Annotated in this window: 18 protein-coding genes; 5 read left to right on the top strand and 13 right to left on the bottom strand. The window is 64.3% G+C overall.

Annotation, left to right across the window (positions count from 1 at the left end; genetic code table 11):
- The first annotated feature begins 14 nt into the window (after positions 1-14).
- Positions 15-461, top strand: coding sequence for a nucleoside deaminase (locus VKR55_RS14225; protein WP_324404407.1), 447 nt, complete (start codon positions 15-17; stop codon positions 459-461).
- A 101-nt stretch (positions 462-562) separates the two neighbouring features.
- On the opposite strand, the gene VKR55_RS14220 is transcribed toward VKR55_RS14225, so the two are convergent.
- The gene (locus VKR55_RS14220; RefSeq protein ID WP_324404405.1) at positions 563-1468 is read right to left on the bottom strand and encodes an alpha/beta fold hydrolase; all 906 of its coding nucleotides are present in this window, start codon (positions 1466-1468) and stop codon (positions 563-565) included.
- 225 nt (positions 1469-1693) lie between these two features.
- Between VKR55_RS14220 and VKR55_RS14215 the strand changes: the two genes are divergently transcribed.
- Positions 1694-2923 carry an acyl-CoA dehydrogenase family protein gene (locus tag VKR55_RS14215; protein WP_324404403.1) on the top strand — a complete coding sequence of 410 codons (1230 nt, stop codon included), beginning with the start codon at positions 1694-1696 and terminating at the stop codon, positions 2921-2923.
- A 91-nt stretch (positions 2924-3014) separates the two neighbouring features.
- Here VKR55_RS14215 and purD read toward each other — a convergent pair whose 3' ends face one another.
- The 4 genes from purD to VKR55_RS14195 form a co-directional block, all read right to left on the bottom strand.
- The gene (gene purD / locus VKR55_RS14210; protein WP_324404492.1) at positions 3015-4295 is read right to left on the bottom strand and encodes a phosphoribosylamine--glycine ligase; all 1281 of its coding nucleotides are present in this window, start codon (positions 4293-4295) and stop codon (positions 3015-3017) included.
- 170 nt (positions 4296-4465) lie between these two features.
- Positions 4466-4771 (bottom strand): winged helix-turn-helix domain-containing protein, encoded by a 306-nt coding sequence (locus tag VKR55_RS14205; RefSeq protein WP_324404401.1) that lies wholly within the window; start codon positions 4769-4771, stop codon positions 4466-4468.
- The gene (locus VKR55_RS14200; protein ID WP_324404490.1) at positions 4771-5328 is read right to left on the bottom strand and encodes a hypothetical protein; all 558 of its coding nucleotides are present in this window, start codon (positions 5326-5328) and stop codon (positions 4771-4773) included. The genes VKR55_RS14205 and VKR55_RS14200 overlap by 1 nt, the downstream gene beginning before the upstream one ends.
- Before the next feature lie 30 nt (positions 5329-5358).
- Positions 5359-6273, bottom strand: a complete 915-nt coding sequence (locus tag VKR55_RS14195; protein ID WP_324404487.1) for an alpha/beta hydrolase — start codon at positions 6271-6273, stop codon at positions 5359-5361.
- A 238-nt stretch (positions 6274-6511) separates the two neighbouring features.
- Between VKR55_RS14195 and xseA the strand changes: the two genes are divergently transcribed.
- Complete coding sequence (gene xseA, locus VKR55_RS14190; protein ID WP_324404399.1) at positions 6512-8122, top strand: exodeoxyribonuclease VII large subunit; 1611 nt, start codon at positions 6512-6514, stop codon at positions 8120-8122.
- A gap of 128 nt (positions 8123-8250) precedes the next feature.
- On the opposite strand, the gene VKR55_RS14185 is transcribed toward xseA, so the two are convergent.
- Positions 8251-9087: a dienelactone hydrolase family protein gene (locus tag VKR55_RS14185; RefSeq protein ID WP_324404397.1), complete on the bottom strand. Its 837-nt coding sequence runs from the start codon at positions 9085-9087 to the stop codon at positions 8251-8253.
- Positions 9088-9259: 172 nt separating this feature from the next.
- On the opposite strand from VKR55_RS14185, the gene VKR55_RS14180 reads away from it, so the two are divergent.
- Complete coding sequence (locus VKR55_RS14180; protein ID WP_324404395.1) at positions 9260-9481, top strand: DUF2093 domain-containing protein; 222 nt, start codon at positions 9260-9262, stop codon at positions 9479-9481.
- Between the two features lie 289 nt (positions 9482-9770).
- On the opposite strand, the gene lpxK is transcribed toward VKR55_RS14180, so the two are convergent.
- The 6 genes from lpxK to VKR55_RS14150 are packed head-to-tail and all read right to left on the bottom strand — an operon-like array spanning position 9771 to position 15324.
- Positions 9771-10796, bottom strand: coding sequence for a tetraacyldisaccharide 4'-kinase (lpxK, locus tag VKR55_RS14175; RefSeq protein ID WP_324404393.1), 1026 nt, complete (start codon positions 10794-10796; stop codon positions 9771-9773).
- Entirely contained in the window at positions 10789-12093 is a 1305-nt protein-coding gene (locus tag VKR55_RS14170; protein WP_324404390.1) for a 3-deoxy-D-manno-octulosonic acid transferase, read from the bottom strand. Before VKR55_RS14170 ends, lpxK begins: the two co-directional genes overlap by 8 nt.
- Positions 12086-12811: a lysophospholipid acyltransferase family protein gene (locus VKR55_RS14165; protein ID WP_324404388.1), complete on the bottom strand. Its 726-nt coding sequence runs from the start codon at positions 12809-12811 to the stop codon at positions 12086-12088. The genes VKR55_RS14170 and VKR55_RS14165 overlap by 8 nt, the downstream gene beginning before the upstream one ends.
- Positions 12808-13068, bottom strand: a complete 261-nt coding sequence (locus VKR55_RS14160) for a DUF4170 domain-containing protein (protein ID WP_324404386.1) — start codon at positions 13066-13068, stop codon at positions 12808-12810. The genes VKR55_RS14165 and VKR55_RS14160 overlap by 4 nt, the downstream gene beginning before the upstream one ends.
- A gap of 56 nt (positions 13069-13124) precedes the next feature.
- The gene (locus tag VKR55_RS14155; protein WP_324404384.1) at positions 13125-13937 is read right to left on the bottom strand and encodes a 3'(2'),5'-bisphosphate nucleotidase CysQ; all 813 of its coding nucleotides are present in this window, start codon (positions 13935-13937) and stop codon (positions 13125-13127) included.
- Entirely contained in the window at positions 13924-15324 is a 1401-nt protein-coding gene (locus VKR55_RS14150) for a TldD/PmbA family protein (protein ID WP_414642366.1), read from the bottom strand. Before VKR55_RS14150 ends, VKR55_RS14155 begins: the two co-directional genes overlap by 14 nt.
- Positions 15325-15608: 284 nt before the next feature.
- Between VKR55_RS14150 and VKR55_RS14145 the strand changes: the two genes are divergently transcribed.
- Complete coding sequence (locus tag VKR55_RS14145; protein ID WP_324404380.1) at positions 15609-16130, top strand: DUF6101 family protein; 522 nt, start codon at positions 15609-15611, stop codon at positions 16128-16130.
- Between the two features lie 106 nt (positions 16131-16236).
- Here VKR55_RS14145 and ubiA read toward each other — a convergent pair whose 3' ends face one another.
- On the bottom strand, positions 16237-17169 hold the full coding sequence (ubiA, locus tag VKR55_RS14140; protein ID WP_324404378.1) for a 4-hydroxybenzoate octaprenyltransferase: 933 nt from the start codon (positions 17167-17169) through the stop codon (positions 16237-16239).
- Positions 17170-17172 lie beyond the last annotated feature (3 nt).

Below are 17172 nucleotides of genomic sequence, written 5' to 3'. Positions count from 1 at the left end.
GCAGCAATACGAGCATGAACGCCTCCTCTTTCATGGATTTGGCGCTGAAAGCCGCCCAAAAAGCCGGGAAATCCGGCGAGGTCCCGATCGGCTGCGTCATCGTGCGGGACGGCGAGGTGATCGCCTCGGCCGGGAACCGGACACTTGCCGACCGCGACCCGACCGCCCATGCCGAATTGCTGGCCATTCGCGAGGCTGCCGACAAGCTCGGCAGCGAGCGGCTTACCGATTGCGATCTCTATGTCACGCTCGAGCCCTGCACCATGTGCGCCGGCGCGATCTCGTTTGCGCGCATCCGGCGGGTCTATTACGGCGCAGCCGATCCCAAGGGCGGCGCGGTCGAAAGCGGGGTGCGGTTTTTTGCCAGCCCGACTTGCCATCATGCACCGGAAGTCTATTCGGGGCTCGGCGAGAGCGCGTCGGCGGCCCTGCTGAGGGAGTTTTTCAGGGAGCGGCGATAGCCGAGTTCGTCATTGCGAGCGAAGCGAAGCAATCCACACCGGCTCCGCGGAGATAGTCTGGATTACTTCGTCGCTACGCTCCTCGCAATGACGGAGACGCCCTACCCCGCCAGGAAAAACTCCCGCAGCAACTTCGCCGTGGCGTCCGGATTTTCCTCCGTCAGGAAATGTCCGGAATCGACCGGCGAGCCCACAACGTTCGTGGCCCACAGCTTCCAGGTGTCGAGCGGGGTTGCGGCGGCCGATGCAATGCCGGCATCGCCCCACAGCGCCAACGTCGGGATCGTGATCTTCTTGCCGGCCTCGAAATCTTGCCTGTCGATCTCATAGTCGGCATAGGCGCCGGCGCGATAATCCTCGCACATCGCATGCACGCGCGAGGGATCGCGGAAGGGCGCGAGATAATGCTCCAGCGCGCGCGGATCGATCGCGTTCAAGGTCTTCGACTTGGTTTGGCTCGCCATCTTCTTCTTCAGGAAGAAATCCGGCGCGCCCAAGATCAACGTCTCCGGGAACGGCGCTGGCTGCGCCAGGAACGTCCAGTGATAGATCTTCAACGCATAGAGACGATTCATGCGCTCCCAGTAATTATAGGTCGGCAGGATATCGAGCACGGCGAGCCGCGACAGCCGTCCGGGATGATCGAGCGCCAGCCGATACGACACGCGGCCGCCGCGGTCGTGACCGGCAAGCGCGAAATGCACGTAACCAAGCTGCTCCATCGCCTCGACCATCGCTTTGGCCATCGCGCGCTTGGTGTAGGGCGTGTGGTTCTCGTCGCTCTCGGGCATGTCCGACCAGCCGTAGCCCGGCAAGTCGGCGATGATCAGCGTGAACTTGTCGGCGAGCTTCGGCGCCACCACGTGCCACATCACATGGGTCGAGGAGAAGCCGTGCAAGAGCAGGAGCGGCGGCCCGCTGCCGCCGAACCGGGCAAAAATGCGGCCCTGCGAGGTGTTGATCCACTTGGAGTCATAGCCGGGGAAGAGGTCGGCGAGATCGGTCATTGCCAGCACCCATGTCATCATCCACGAAAGCGGATGATCCAGTAAACACTAATAGCCCCTTCGCGACATCTGCTGCGGCGTACTGGGTACCCCGCCTGCGCGAGGTACGACGCTTCGCGTCGGTTCAAACTTTGTTTGTCGTTGCCGCAGGTAGCGGGCGGCGTTATGCCATTCCACAGGTCAGGCCATCAAGAACCCGCACCAAGAACCACAAGAGGAAATGCCATGCTCGACTTCGAAGTCCCCGCCGAAGCCAAGGCGGTCCGCGAAAAGGTCCGCAAATTCGTCCATGACGAATGTATCCCGGCGGAAAAGGAGCTGGAATCCAAGGGATTCGACGACGTGCTCGCCAACCTGCGCAAGAAGGCGCGCGCGCAGGGCCTGTGGAATCCCTTCGTGCCGAAGGAATATGGCGGCATGGGACTGGGGCCGCTCGCCAATGCGCTGGTGCAGATGGAGTTGGGCGAGAGCATGCTGGGCGCGCTATCGATGAACACGCAAGGCCCCGACGATGCATCGATCATGACCATCCTCGCCCACGGCACGGATTATCAGAAGGAGAAGTTCTTAAAGCCCTTGCTCAACGGCGAGAAGCGCATCTGCTTCTCGATGACGGAGAAGGCCTCCGGCGCAGACGCCACCGGCATGCAGACCCGCGCGGTGAAGGACGGCAACGAGAATTACATCCTGAACGGCGAAAAATGGTTCTCGTCATCGGCGAGCGTCGCTAACATGGCACTGGTGATGGCGATGACCGATCCCGACGCGCCACGCCACAAGCGCTATTCGACCTTCATCGTCGAGCTGCCGAACCCCGGCTACAAGATCAAGCGCAACGTCAAGAACATGGCGATCGAAGGTCCCTACTACGACCAGATCCATGGCGGCCATTCCGAGATCGACATCAAGGATCTGAAAGTGCCGGCCGACAATCTGCTCGGCGGCGAAGGCAATGGTTTCAACATGGGCCAGCATCGCCTCGGCTACGGCCGCTTGCGCCACGGCATGCACAACATCGCCAAAGCCCAGCGCGCGCTCGACATGGCGACCGCGCGGGTGACAAAACGCTCGACCTTCGGCCAGCCGCTCGCCGACCGCCAGGCCGTGCAGTTCATGCTCGCCGAATGCGCAAGCCAGCTCTATATCGGCCGCTTGATGCTGCTGCACATTGCCTATAAGGCCGAGAAGGGTCTCGACTTCCGGCAGGAGAACTCCATCGCAAAGGTGTTTCTGGCGCATATGGTGCACCACGTGATCGACACCGCGATCCAGCTCCACGGCGCGCTCGGCTTCTCCCAGGATACGCCGCTCGCCGCATGGTACACCCAGGTGCGCTCGCAGCGCCTGGTCGACGGCCCCGACGAGGTCCACAAATGGAAGGTCGGCCGCAACGTCATCAAGGCGTTCCGCGAGCACGGCACGACCGCGCTCGCCGCCGGCGGGGATTTGCTCTGACCGTCATTGCGAGCGAAGCGAAGCAATCCATGCAGCGGAGACAGTCTGGATTGCTTCGTCGCTTCGCTCCTCGCAATGACGGCGATGAATGCTAACCGCTTCGCTCCGCCTCCACCGCCTGCCAGGCGATGTCGCGGCGACAGAAGCCGTCGGGCCAGCGGATGCGGTCGATCGCCCGATAGGCGCGCGTCTTCGCTTCGGTGACGGTCTTGCCCATTGCGCAGATGTTGAGGACGCGTCCGCCATTGGCGAGGATGGCGCCATCCCTGGCGATCGTGCCCGCGTGGAAGATTTCGACGCCCTCGATTTTCGCAGCCTCATCGAGCCCGTCGATGCGCGTGCCCTTTTTGTAATCGCCGGGATAGCCTTTCGCGGCCATCACCACGGTGATCGCCGGCTCGGCGTACCAGCGCAGGTTGAAATGCTTGAGCTCACCGTCACACGCGGCGAGAAACGCCGGCACGATGTCCGACATCATCCGCAGCATCAAGACCTGGCATTCGGGATCACCGAAGCGAACATTGTATTCGAACAGTTTCGGACCCTGCTCCGTCAGCATCACGCCGGCATAGAGCACGCCGCGAAACGGCATGCCGCGCTTCTTCATGCCCGTCACCGTCGGCAAAATGATCCGCGCCATGATCCGGTCGTGGATTTCGGACGTGACGAACGGCGTGGGTGAATAGGCGCCCATGCCGCCGGTGTTCGGTCCCTCGTCATGGTCGAACACGCGCTTGTGGTCCTGGGCGCTCGCCAGCGGAATCGCGGTCTCCCCGTCGCACAGCGCGAAGAAGCTGATTTCGCGGCCGGCGAGGTACTCCTCGATCACGACCTCGGCGCCGGCCGCGCCAAAGCCACCATCGAACATCATCTTGACTGCGGCTTCTGCCTCTTCCGGCGTCCTTGCGACCACCACGCCCTTGCCGGCGGCAAGCCCATCGGCCTTGACTACGATCGGCGCGCCTTGCGTACGCACATAAGCCATCGCCTCGGCAGCATTGTCGAAGCGGCGATAGGCGCCGGTCGGAATGTTGAACTCGCCGCAGAGGTCTTTAGTGAATCCCTTGGAGCCTTCGAGCTGAGCGGCCTGCTTGCCCGGGCCGAACGCCTTGATGCCGGCCAAAGCGAGATCATCGACTATTCCCGCCGCGAGCGGCGTTTCCGGGCCGACCACGACAAGCTCGACCGCGTTGTTCTTGCAGAATTCGATCACGGCCGCATGGTTTGCGATATCGAGCGCGACGCACTCGGCCTCGCGCGCAATCCCTGCATTGCCCGGCGCGCACCAGAGCTTCGTCACGAGCGGGGAAGCGGCGATCTTCCATGCGAGAGCATGTTCGCGGCCGCCGGAACCGAGCAGGAGGATATGCATGAGTGTCGGTTGCACGAATCCCCGGCACTCTGCAAGGCCTCCATATCCACATCCCGTCATTCCGGACGGCGCGCTCTGCGCGCCGATCCGGAATCTCGATGTTGTGGCAGACAAACCATGCGGCCCGGGATTCCGGGTTCGCGACTTCGTCGCGCCCCGGAATGACGGTGCTATTTCTCCCCCTCGGATGCCGCGATGATCTCCTGCAAGGTCGCGACATGGCGGGCGAAGGCGGCGCGGCCGGTCGCGGTCGCTGTCACCGTGGTCTGCGGCTTCTTGCCGACGAAGGCCTTGTCGACCGCGACATAGCCCGCCCTGGCCAGCGTTTCGATATGCGCGCCGAGATTGCCGTCGGTCGCACCCGTCAGCTTCTTCAGCTTGGAGAATTCCAGGCCGATCGGGCTCGGCAGCGCGTTCAGCGCGGCCATGATCCGCAGGCGCAGCGGCTGGTGGATGACCTCATCCAGCTCCGCCATTATTCGCCCCAGCGCATCCAGAGGCCGCTGACAATCAGGCCGCCACCGTTCACGACCGCCATCCACAACAGGAAGATATCGCTGGTGATGAAGAAATAGCCGATCAGCGTCAGCACCGTGATGCCAAGCCCGATAAAGATGAAAGCGCGGCCGAACCACAAACCGGCGATGCAATAGAACAGCATGAAGTAGGTCGGCCAGAATGTGCCGATCTCGCGCGAGCCGAAATGACCGAGCACCCCGGTGCAGAGCAGGCCAAATCCGTAGAACAGCAGAAAGGCGACGAGCACCCTGGAATCGAACGCGTTCACGCCGGTCTGCCGGCGGCCAGCCAGGCCAATCGCGAACGAGATGAGAACGGTCAGCACATTGACCGCGACCCAGATGTAGGTGGCATAGCGCGGCGCGACATAGGTCGCGAGATTGCCGGCAATCACGAACCCGCCGGCCACCACGATGAACTGGCTGGCGAAGTCGTAGATGCGCGACTGCCGCACGCGCGCAACCATGTCCTTGATGTCCGACAGCACGGCGGATGCCTCGTCGCGATCGATCATGACGATCTTCCCTTCAGATGCGCCCATGGTTCATGTCCCCGTTGCGCTATGGGTTGCGACATAGTCGGCGATTATGTTGACTGCCTTCGGCGCGCTGACGATGCCCATGTGGTTGATGCCGTCGATCAGCTTGACTTCGGCCTGTGGCAACACCGCATGCACGGCGTCGGCATATTTGTCGGGAAGCATCAATTCATCGTCGGCGCCGGCGATCAAGGTCAGCGGTTTTGTCACGGCGGCAAGATCGCTCCTGTAGCCGCGCGTCGCGAAATTGCGCATCAGGCGGTACGAATAGGTCGACGCCAGGATCTTCGCGGAATCCGGCGGCACGGCGAAGGCGAGCGTCGGCAAGGCCTCGCAGCAATCGATCCCGAGCTTGTTCAGCGCGACGATTGCGAAGAAGCGGGGAATGTCGGGGCTGGCCCAGCCGCCGGAGTACGGGCGGTTGGAGGGCGCGTCGTAACCAAGATAGGGCGAAAGCAGAATCGTGCGCGCGAACTGGTCCTTGATCGGCGAGCTGGCGAGCCGTAGCGCAAAGCCGCCGCCAGAGGAATGGCCGATGAGCGCGATCGGCTCGCTCGATGTGGTGCGGATCAGCGCCACAAAATCGGCCATGTCATCCTCGAGCTGGCCGAGATAGGCGATGTCGCCGCGGGTGCCGGAGCCGCCATGGCCGCGGATGTCGGGGGCGTAGGTCTCGACGCCATGGGCGGCGAGCGCATCGGCAAGCGCATGCACGGCGGCGCTCGATCCTGACGAGCCGTGGATCAGGATCGCGATCGTTCCCCTTGCCGCTCCACGCGCCGGATAGTGCCGATAGGAGAGCACTGTGCCGTCGCGGGCGGAAAAGCGCTGAAGCTCCGGCATGGTGCTGCGGTCCACCGCGCCGGCCGTCTCTGAGATGGAATGCAGCTCCGGCGGCCGCCTCAGTGGCGTTGCGATCATCGCGGTCAAGGCCAGCGCAACGACGCCCACCGCGGCGAACGCCCACAGCAGGAGTTTCAGGGGGAACCAAACGAACCAGGAAACCAGCGAAGTCGCCATGATTTTCCTCCAGAAATACGATATAGAGTACTCTATTATGCAGAGTTAATGGAAAAGCAAGAGGAAAAGCCGGTTACGGATTGGCGGTTCGCGACGAAAATCCCTAACTTGGGCGGACCCGTTTTGTTCGCGAGTCGAGATGCCCGCTGCCGAAAACCTGATTAACGCGCCCGAATTTACGGTGTCAGAGCTGTCCTCCGCCCTGAAGCGGACGGTGGAGGACCGGTTCGGCCATGTGCGCGTGCGCGGCGAGATTTCCGGCTTCCGCGGGCCGCATTCGTCCGGCCATTGCTACTTCGCGCTCAAGGATGAGAACGCCAAGATCGAGGCGGTGATCTGGAAGTTCGCCCACGCCCGCATGCGCTTCAAGCCGCAGGAAGGGCTTGAGGTGATTGCAACCGGCCGGCTCACGACCTTTCCCGGCAAATCCACCTACCAGATTGTGATCGAGGCGCTGGAGCCCGCCGGCATCGGCGCGCTGATGGCCTTGATGGAGGAACGCAAGAAGAAGCTCGCCGCCGAGGGCCTGTTCAGTGAGGCGCGCAAGCAGCTCTTGCCCTGGCTGCCGGAGGTGATTGGCGTCGTCACCTCGCCGACCGGTGCGGTCATCCGCGACATTCTGCATCGTCTGGAGGACCGCTTTCCCCGCCGCGTATTGGTGTGGCCGGTCAAGGTGCAGGGCGAAGGCTCGGCCGAGCAGGTCGCGGCCGCGATCCGCGGTTTTAATGCGCTGCCGGAAGGCGGTAGAATTCCACGGCCCGATGTTTTGATCGTCGCGCGCGGTGGCGGCTCGCTGGAAGATCTGTGGTCGTTCAACGAGGAGAGCGTGGTTCGCGCCGCGGCCGAGAGCGTGATCCCGCTGATTTCGGCGGTCGGCCACGAGACCGATATCACGCTGATCGATTTCGCCGCCGACAAGCGCGCGCCGACGCCGACCGCGGCGGCCGAGATGGCGGTGCCGGTGAAAAGCGATCTCGTCGCCGAGGTCGACAGCCTCGCCCGTCGCGTGATCGTCTGCTGGCAACGCGGACAGGAAAACCGCCGCAATGAGTTTCGCGCAGCCGCGCGCGCCTTGCCGGCGGCAAGCGAGTTGCTGGCGATTCCGCGGCAGCGGCTCGATACCGCCAGCGGCGCCCTGCCCCGCGGCTTGCGCGCCAACACGCACGCGCATTTCCGCCGTTTTGCTTCCAGCAGTGCACGGTTGACGTTACGGGTGCTGCGCGGTCAGGTGGCGCAGGCGCGGCAGCATCTCACCATCTCCGGCGAGAGATTGCAGCACTGCACACGCTCGCTGCTCAGAAGCCGTCGCGAACGCTTCTCCGGGCTGGAGGCGCGGCTGAAGGCCTCGCGGCTTGCCAATGCGCAGGCCCAGCGGCAGACGATCGCGCGTCAGTACGAACGAACAGCGCGATTGGCCGAGCGCGCAGAGCGCGCCATGTTGACCATGCTGGATCGGCTTGAGGCGCAGATGCTTCATAGCGGACAATTGCTCACCGCCCTGTCCTATCGCAGCGTGTTGGCGCGCGGCTTTGCCCTTGTGCGGGACGAGGCCGGCCATCCCCTGCATGCGGCGGCCGACGTCGAGGCCGGTGCCCGGCTCGAGCTCGAGTTTTCCGATGGGCGAATTGCGGCGACGGCCGGCACGGCTCAACCCGTCTTGCCACCACAACAGCCCCCCGCCACCGCTCCACGCCGACCGCGAACGCCGAGGCGCGTGGTCAAGCCTGTCGATCAGGGAAGTTTGTTTTAGGAAACGCTCTCGCTACGTCGTCATGCCCGGGCTTGACCAGACTTGACCCGGGCATCCATCAAACACGAATCTCTTTTGATTGATGGATGGCCGGGTCACGCCCGGCCATGACGAAGCAACTGGCCTCTTTACCGCGCCAGCCACTCGGCGACGAGCTTCTGCGAATCCGCGCGCGCCGCGGGGTCGCTGCCGAGATGGCCGTGTTCGGGAAGCGCGGCATCCGCGCTGCCGGCGATGGCATGCACCGGCAGGTTGGCACGATCGAAATCATGATAGGCGCCTGGAAAGACCACAATCCGCGCCAGCGCGCTGCGGCCGCGCGCTCCGTCGATCATCTGGCGGCAGGCCGGCGGCGAGGAGACGTCGTCCTTGGCGCCGATCAGCAGCAGCGTCGGCACCCGCGCGCTCCAGCCAAGCCCGGCGGAGATCCGGCAATCCGGATAGAATGCGATTGCGGAACGAAAATCCGGCTCGCGGCCACGCCACCATAATTGCGGGCGCACGGCCCAGAGCAGCGCGCTGGCGCCGTGCGCCCATCCGATCAGGCTGATGCGGTTATGCGCGACCCATTTCTGTTGCATCAGCCATTGCCGGGCGGCTGCGATATCCTTGACCCGCTCGCGGCGCGCGCTCACCTTGCGCTCCTTGGTGCGGCATTGCGGGCCGAGCCCGCGCGAGCCGAAGCTGTCCGGCAGCAGCACGGCCTTGCCGTCCTTCAGGAGCTGCTCGGCCCAATCACGATAGCGCGGCAGAACCGGCTCGGTGCGGCCGGCAAGCCCGCCGCAGCCGTGCAACGCAATCACGGTCGGGAACGGGCCGTCGCCATCCGGCTTGAAGAGCTGCGCACGCAGGGTGATGGCGCCTTCCGGTATATCAACCTCGCGCGGCGCAACGGCGGTCGCGGCCAACACGGGAAAAGCCGCGGCAAAAAACGTCAGAAATGCGATGACTGACTTCAGGCGCATCTGCTTCTTGGAAGACCGTTATGGCGATTACGGCAAGCGCGTCCATCCCCACCAAAGGGTAACACGCGCCAATTTGCGCAAAACATCACAAATCGGTGGGTTTCGCAGGCGGACAGAACCACCTATTTATGCTTAGATTGTAATCGACGCGATTGAATTGGAGAGCTTGATCGTGCTGAACAAATTCGGCCCCTCGGGTCACGGCGAAGCACAGGTGCAATATCTGGACGGCGATTTCCGCGTGATCTCACCGGGGACCTATGTGCGCTGCGCGGTGACCGATGCGCGGATCCCGCTCGACGAGCTGAAATACTGGAGCGTGGACCTTCAGGAGGCCTATGCGCTGCCGAGCGCCGTGCTGCAGCGGCATTATCCGGACGCGCTGAAGTCTTGAAGGTTTCGTAGGTGGGTTGAGCGTACAGGTCGAGCGAACACACATAGGCATCGATGGCGCGAACCGGATTATCCGGCCCCACATAATCGTCCACCCGCGGCGGCGGCAGACTTCCTTGCTCGCGGCAAGCCCCGCTCTTGAACGTGCGATTCGTCATCCGACGAATCCTATACGGTCGCACCGCGAAACCGAGCGAATTCTTGCCCAGCCTCGGTAGCGAAACCCACCATTTTCTTTCGACGATGACGGTGGGCTACGGCTTCGCCTTTTGGCCGGGACGACGTAGAACTTATCTCTTCTGAACTCTGTGCTCGCGCGCCTTGAACAGGCGGTCGGCGAGGAACTTCTTCAGCGGCGCCGCATCGGCAAATTCCAGCGTCACCGCGAACGGGACGATGTCGCGGAGGGCGGCCGGCGTTTCACGGGGCCGGCACAATCGCGCAAAATCCTTTTCCGTCGTCACCAGCGCGAGCTGATCGGCCTTCGCATCCGCGACCAGGCTTTCGAGTTCGCCTTTCGAGAACGGGTGATGATCGGCGAAGGTGCGCTCCCGCGCTACCTCGATACCCGCTGCCCGCAACGTGCGGAAGAAGCGCCGGGGATCGCCGATGCCGGCAAAGGCGAGCACGCGCTTGCCTCTAAGCCTTTCAAGCGATGCTGCATCCGGCGCGAGACGCGACGACAGCACCAAACCGCCGCGCGCGGCGACTTCGGCGGCGACCGCCTGCCCCGCTGCGCCGTCGCCGACCACGATCAGCGCGTCGGTGCGCGCAAGCTGCGGCAACAGCGGCGCGCGCAGGGGGCCGGCGGGAAACACAAAGCCGTTGCCTAGCCCGCGTTCGCTGTCGATCACGATCAGCGACGCATCCTTGGCGATCGACGGATTCTGGAAACCGTCATCCATCAGGATCACGCTGGCGCGCTGCGAGCGCGCCAGCGCCACGCCGTTGATGCGGTCACCCGACACCGCAACCGGAATTCGTTGAGCCATCATGAGCGGCTCATCGCCGACGTCACCGGCGCCGTGGCGGCTCGGATCGACCATGACAGGGCCGCGCAGGCGCCCGCCATAGCCGCGGCTCAGCACCACCGGCATCTCGCCGAGCTCGCGCAGGATTTTTGCCAGCGCCAGCACGGTCGGAGTCTTGCCGGCGCCGCCGAGGTGGTAGTTACCGACGCAGAGGACCGGCACGCCGGCATCAAATCCCATACGCGTCAATCGTTGCGCCGCGATCGCGCCATAGAGCGCGCCGAGCGGCCGGAGCAGATGCGATGTCCATGACGACGGCGCGTGCCAGAACGCCGGCTCACGCATTGGCGGCTCCCATCTCGAGCCGCAATTGCAACAGATACGGCTCGAGCGCGGCAAGCGTGCGTTCGAGCGCACCGCCCAGCTCCTCCACGACGCGGGAGGATGCCGCGATCATGGCCTCACGCGCTTGCGGGTTGGCGAGCAACTGGCCGAGCTGCTTCACGAGCGCCTCCTGCGTCTCCGCCTTTCGCGCGCCGCCCGAGGTATCGAGCGCCTCATAGACATCGGAGAAGTTGAACACGTGCGGACCGTGCACGATCGACGCGCCGAGCTTGATCGCCTCGATCGGATTCTGTCCGCCGTGGGGGACCAGCGATCCGCCCATGAACACGATCGGAGCCGCGCGATAGAACAGGCCGAGCTCGCCCATCGTATCGGCGACATAGATATCGGTCGCGCCCGTCGGCAGTTCGTCGCGCGAGCGCAGCGCCGCCTTCAGCCTCGCCGCGTCGACCAGGCGCCAGATCGATGGGCCCCGATCGGCATGCCGCGGCACGATCACGGTGAGGAGGCCCGGGAAGAAGCTCGCCAGCATCTTGTGCGTCTCGATCAGGATTTCCTCTTCGCCCGGATGGGTCGAAGCCGCAGCGATCACGGGCCGGCCGCGCGTCATCGACGTCAATCGTTCGAGCTTGAAGGAATCCGCAGGCGGCGCCGGGACGTCGAGCTTCAGATTGCCGGTGATGGCGACGTTGCGGCAGCCGAGCGTGGCAAACCGTTCGGCGTCGGTGGCCGATTGCGCGAGGCAGATGTCGAATTTTTCCAGGATCGCGGAAATCGTGCCATGCGCCCGACGCCAACGCGGGAACGAGCGCTGCGACATCCGCCCGTTGATCACCACCATCGGCAGCCGCCGCGCCGCGCTCTGCAGGATCAGGTTAGGCCACAGATCGGATTCGATGAACAAGGCGAGCGAGGGTTTCCAGTGCTCGAGAAAGCGCGCGACGTAGCGTGGGGAATCATAGGGAACATATTGATGGATGATGTCGGGAGGAAATCGCTTGGCGACGATCGCAGCCGACGTCACCGTGCCCGAGGTGAGCAGGATGCGGATGTTGAGCGCGCGCAGCCGCTCGATCAGCGCGGCCGCGGCCAGCACCTCGCCGACGCTGGCGCCATGAATCCACACTATCGGCCCCAGCGGCCTGGTGTCGCTGGTGATGCCGCGCCGCTCGCCGATCCGCTCCGGATCCTCCTTGCCGAGCTTGAGGCGCCGCTTGATCAGCGCAGGCGCCAGCGGCACCATTGCCGAGGACAGGCCGCGGTAGAACCGCAGCGTCATCGGCAAGGAATTAGTCATGCCGGGCTCCTTTGGGCCGGCCGACCAACGCATAGGCGCGCTCGGTCGCCTGGTTCAGGAACGCTTCCAGTTTCTGACGATAATGCTCCAGGGCGGCGGCGTCGGCGTCGCGCGGCACATAGATTTCCTCGACGCCCACGACTGCGCCGCGCCCGAACGGCAGGTTGATCGTGGTGCGGTCCCAATTCCTGAGCTGGATATAGCGGCTGGTGGCCATGGCGAAGGGCATGATCGGCCGTCCGGATTCTCGCGCCAGCATGATGATGCCGAGCCCCACCACGCGCGAGCGCTTGGGCACGTCGGCGGTCAGTGCCACATTATAGTTGTCATCGAGCGCGCGCACCATCTCCTTGAAGGCGCCGACGCCACCCTTGCGGTGAAAGGCCGAGCCATGATCGCCGGAACCGCGGATGGTGCCGATGCCGAGCCGCTCGACCGCGATCGCATTGAATTCGCCGTCGCGGTGCAGCGAGATCAACACCTTGGCCTTGTGGGTCGGCTTGGTCTTGATGAACGGAGTCAGGAAATGCTGACCATGCCAGAACGCGAAGATCGCGGGGAACTGCCCCTCGACGCGGTCATAGAGGGCCTCGAAACCGCCCGGCTCGTAGGTGACGCGGTTGGTGCGCCAGACAAATCGCAGCCATTCTGCCGCGGCGAAACCCGCAGCGCGCTGAAACCAGCTGCTGCGCAGCGTATTGCGAAGCAGTTTTTTCAACGGGTCGTTTTCGCGTCTAGTTTGATATCCTGCGCCGGATCGAGCAGCCGGTGCATATGCACGATGAAATAGCGCATCTGGGCGTTATCGACGGTCGCCTGCGCCTTTGCCTTCCACGCCGCATAGGCGGTCGCGTAGTTGGGAAACACGCCGACGATATCCACCTGGTCGAGATTCTTGAAAGTGTTGTGCTCGAAATCCGTCAGCTCGCCGCCGATGACGAGATGAAGCAATTGCTGCGGGGCACTGGCTGGCATGGTGGTTCTTTCCTAACAATCGGCCCGGCACGCACATCCCGGCGCAGCAGCGACGCTCACGACAACTGACGGTTTCGAAAATGCGAGACGATGCTCGCATGACGATCGCGTCCCGCGGCCACCAGCACCCCGTGCGCCACTTCCCGACGATTGTAAAGGATCGCGTCCCCGGAAAGGGCGGTCATCTTACCATTCGCTTCCTGCACGATCAAACTCGCTGCGGCAAGATCCCAATCTCTGCTCTGTCCGCCGGCGAAGGCGGCGTCAAGACTTCCCTGCGCGACCCGGCAAAGCCGGAGCGCCAGCGAAGCGATACGCGGATGCAGGACGATGTCTTTCCGAGTCTGGTCAAGCCGCTCGACCAGCGGCTTGGGACCGGCGACGCGCGCGAAATCCAGCGCGCTGCCGGCTGTCACGAAAATCGGTTCTGCGTTGCGGGTGGCGCCCTGCCCGCGCGCGGCAAAGAAAAACTCGTCGGTCGCGGGCGCGAACACGGCGGCGAGCACCGGCGTTGCGTCCGCAACCAGCGCCACACTCACGCACCAATCCTCGCGTCCGGCGAGATAGCCGCGCGTGCCGTCGATCGGATCGACGATCCATACCAGGCGCCTGCCGAGCCGCTCCTCGTCATCGGCGCTTTCTTCCGAGAGCCAGCCATAATCCGGCGTTGCCGAGCGCAGCCGCCTTTCCAGGAGATCGTTGACCGCGATATCGGCTTCCGAGACCGGCGACGATGCGCCCTTGGTCCAGTTCTTCAATTCGGTGCGGAACAGCGAGAGCGCGAGGTTGCCAGCCTCGCGCACGGTATCCTGCAGCAGTTGAACGTCGCGCGCCAGAACTTCGTCCTGCGCACCGTCAGCGTCCGCCAAGCGTCAGTCCCTCGATGCGCACCGTCGGCGCATTGACGCCGTAGCGGAATTCCAGGTCATTGGCCACCGCCATCGACTTGAAGATGTCGAAGAGATGGCCCGCGATCGTCACCTCGCTGACGGGATAGGTGAGCTTGCCGTTCTCGATCCAGAAGCCGGATGCGCCGCGGCTGTAGTCGCCGGTGACGCCGTTGACGCCGGAGCCGATCAGGTCGGTGACGTAAAAGCCCTGCTTGATGTCGCTCATCAGCTCGGCCGGCGTCACCTCGCCCGCTTCGAGATGCAGATTGTACGGCCCCGGCGAAGGCGAGGACGACACGCCGCGATGGGCGTGCCCGGTCGTGGTCATGCCGAGCTCGCGTGCGGTCGCCGAATCGAGCAGCCAGGTGGTCAGCACGCCGTCGTCGACGATGGCGAGCCGCTTCGCCGCAACGCCCTCCGCATCGAAGGATTGCGAGCGCAGGCCGCGCTTGCGCAGGGGATCGTCGATGATGCGGATGTTCTTCGCAAAGAGTTGGGCGCCGAGCTTGTCCTTCAGGAAGCTCGTCTTGCGCGCGATGGACGCGCCGTTCACCGCGCCGACGAGATGGCCGACCAGCGAGCCGGAAATGCGGGGGTCGAATACGACAGGCACCTGGCAGGTCTCGACCTTGCGCGGATTGGCACGCGCCACCGTGCGCTCGCCTGCGGTGCGGCCGACGCGCTCCGGCGTCTCCAGGTCGGTCGCGTGCGGCGCCGAGGTGTAATCATAGTCGCGCTCCATGGCGGTGCCCTCGCCCGAGATCGCCGTCATCGAGATGCCCTGGCTCGAGCGCAAATAGGAACCGTGGAAACCGGTCGAGGTGACGAGCACCATGCCGCCGATACCGGCAGAGGCGGACGCGCCGCCTGATTTGGTGACGCCCTTGACCGCAAGTCCAGCGGCCTCCGCCTCCTGCGCGCGCTGCTCGAGCTCGGTGACATCGGGAATGACGGGATCGAGCAGGTCGAGGTCCGGGAAGCTCCGTGCCAAGAGCGCGGGATCGGCAAGCCCGACATATTTGTCGTCGGGCGCAACGCGAGCCATCGCCACCGCGCGCTCGGCGAGCCGGGCCACGCCATCGCCGCTGATGTCGTTGGTCGAGACAACTGCCTGGCGCCGGCCGACCAGCACGCGCAGGCCGAGATCGTCGCCTTCGGAGCGCTCGGATTCCTCGATACCGCCGTCGCGTACCTCGACGCCTTGCGAGATGCCGCGCACCGCGATCGCGTCGGCTGCATCCGCGCCCGCACGCTTGGCGGCTTCCACCAGACGCTCCGCCAGCGCTGACAGCGCCGACTGGTCGAACAGGTCGGCGTGGGACATCTTTCTCGAAAGCGCGGGCGCGGCGGATGGTGAAGAGTTCACGAACGAAATCCTCGGGCTTTTAGGGGTGCGGGCACAAGTCGATAAACCCACCAGATGTGCCCGATTGGCGCGGACTTCAAGCATTTTCGTCGTGCCGAAAGGCGCAAATTTCGAAGCTTCCGCAAGGTCTCGTCAATCATGCAAGCCAAGGTCTTGTCAATCATGGAAGCCGATTGCGGCCCGGTGACGCCTCCTTAACCAGGCTTTTTAAGGCGAAACGGAAATCGCTGTGGCAAAGTCTCACGCATCGACCGGGAGCATAATCCCGGCGGGGAGAACAAGCCGTGAGGCGTCAAACATCAACAAGCGGGATCAATCCCGCCGGGTCGAGCCGCGCAGAGCGGCTCGACCCTCTTTCCCTGCCCGTGCGCTTTGCCGCGCACGACGTGCGCGCGGATGGCGGCATCAGGCAGATTGAACTTCATCGCGAACGCGTCGTGCTGCGCCGTGCCGTCCATGGCATGCGGATGGCCGTCAATGTTCGCGTCAGCGATTTCCTCGGCGTCGCAATGCGCGGCATCAAGGATTCGCAGATGCTCGTGCTCCTGCACCGCGATCCCTCGCTCACCATTCCGCTTTGCGTCAGTGAGGACCACGACGAGATCGCCGCGGCCTGGCTGATGTGGAGCGAATTGTTCTCGCTGCCACAGCTCACGGACGAGACGCGCGAGCCGGCGCCCCGCCGCCGCCGCCGTAACGCCATCCGTGTTCGTCGGCCGAAATTCCTGATGCGGCGCCGGATCGGCGCGTTGCTCAATCCTGCGAATATCTTCCGCGGCGAGCGCGAGATCATCGCAAGGAATTGAGATCGGTTTCGTAGGGTGGGCAAAGGCGCGCATGCGCCGTGCCCACCATTTTACGAGCGGCAGAAGTGGTGGGCACGCTTCGCTTTGCCCACCCTGCAATCCAGCTTCAAACAGCGCGCATCACGGCATCCACAAGCAGCCCCGCAAACAGCATGAAGCCCGCGTCGCGGTTGGATTTGAACAATCGCAGGCACAGCGCGGAATCGCCGATCCTGAGCCGGCTCACCTGCCAGGCAAGATGCGCGGCGAACACGGCAAGCCCGATCCAGGCCGCCACTCCTGCACCCGCGAGCGCGAGTGCTGCGCCGATCAGCACCACCGCAAGGCCATAGAAGACCGTGAGCGCCTGATGCGTGCGCTCCCCGAACAGCCGCGCGGTCGACTTGACGCCGATCAGCGCGTCGTCCTCGGCGTCCTGATGCGCATAGATGGTGTCATACGCGATCACCCAGGCGATCGATCCGGCGTAGAGCACGAAGGCTGTCGCATCGAGCCTGCCGAACCTCACCGCAAATCCCATCAGCGCGCCCCAGGAGAAGGCGAGCCCCAGCACGATCTGCGGCCACCAGGTGATGCGCTTCATGAAGGGATAGACCGCAACGATCAGAAGCGAGGCGATGCCGGTGAAAACCGCAAAGCGGTTGAACTGCAGCAGCACGGCAAGGCCCACCAGCGCCTGTGCGACGAGAAAGGCGAGCGCCTGCCTGACGCTGACCTGTCCCGCCGGAATCGGCCGCGAGCGCGTGCGCTCGACCCTCGCGTCGAGGTCGCGGTCGGTGATGTCGTTCCAGGTGCAACCCGCACCGCGCATGGCAAAGGCGCCGATCAAGAACAGCGCGAGATCGAGTAGCAGGCGATCGAGGTGGTGGGCGATGCCGGCGGAAAGGGCAGCCGACCACCAGCAGGGCAACAGCAACAGCCAGGATCCGATCGGGCGATCGAGGCGGGCGAGCCGCAGATACGGCCGCGACCAGGATGGCGCGACGGTGTCGACCCAATTGCCGGTCGCATCGGCAACGCGAGTGATCGCGTCGCTCATTTT

The organism is Bradyrhizobium sp. (genome assembly GCF_035309285.1).
Taxonomy (GTDB): Bacteria; Pseudomonadota; Alphaproteobacteria; order Rhizobiales; family Xanthobacteraceae; genus Bradyrhizobium.
This window is presented reverse-complemented; position numbering and strand designations above follow the sequence as displayed.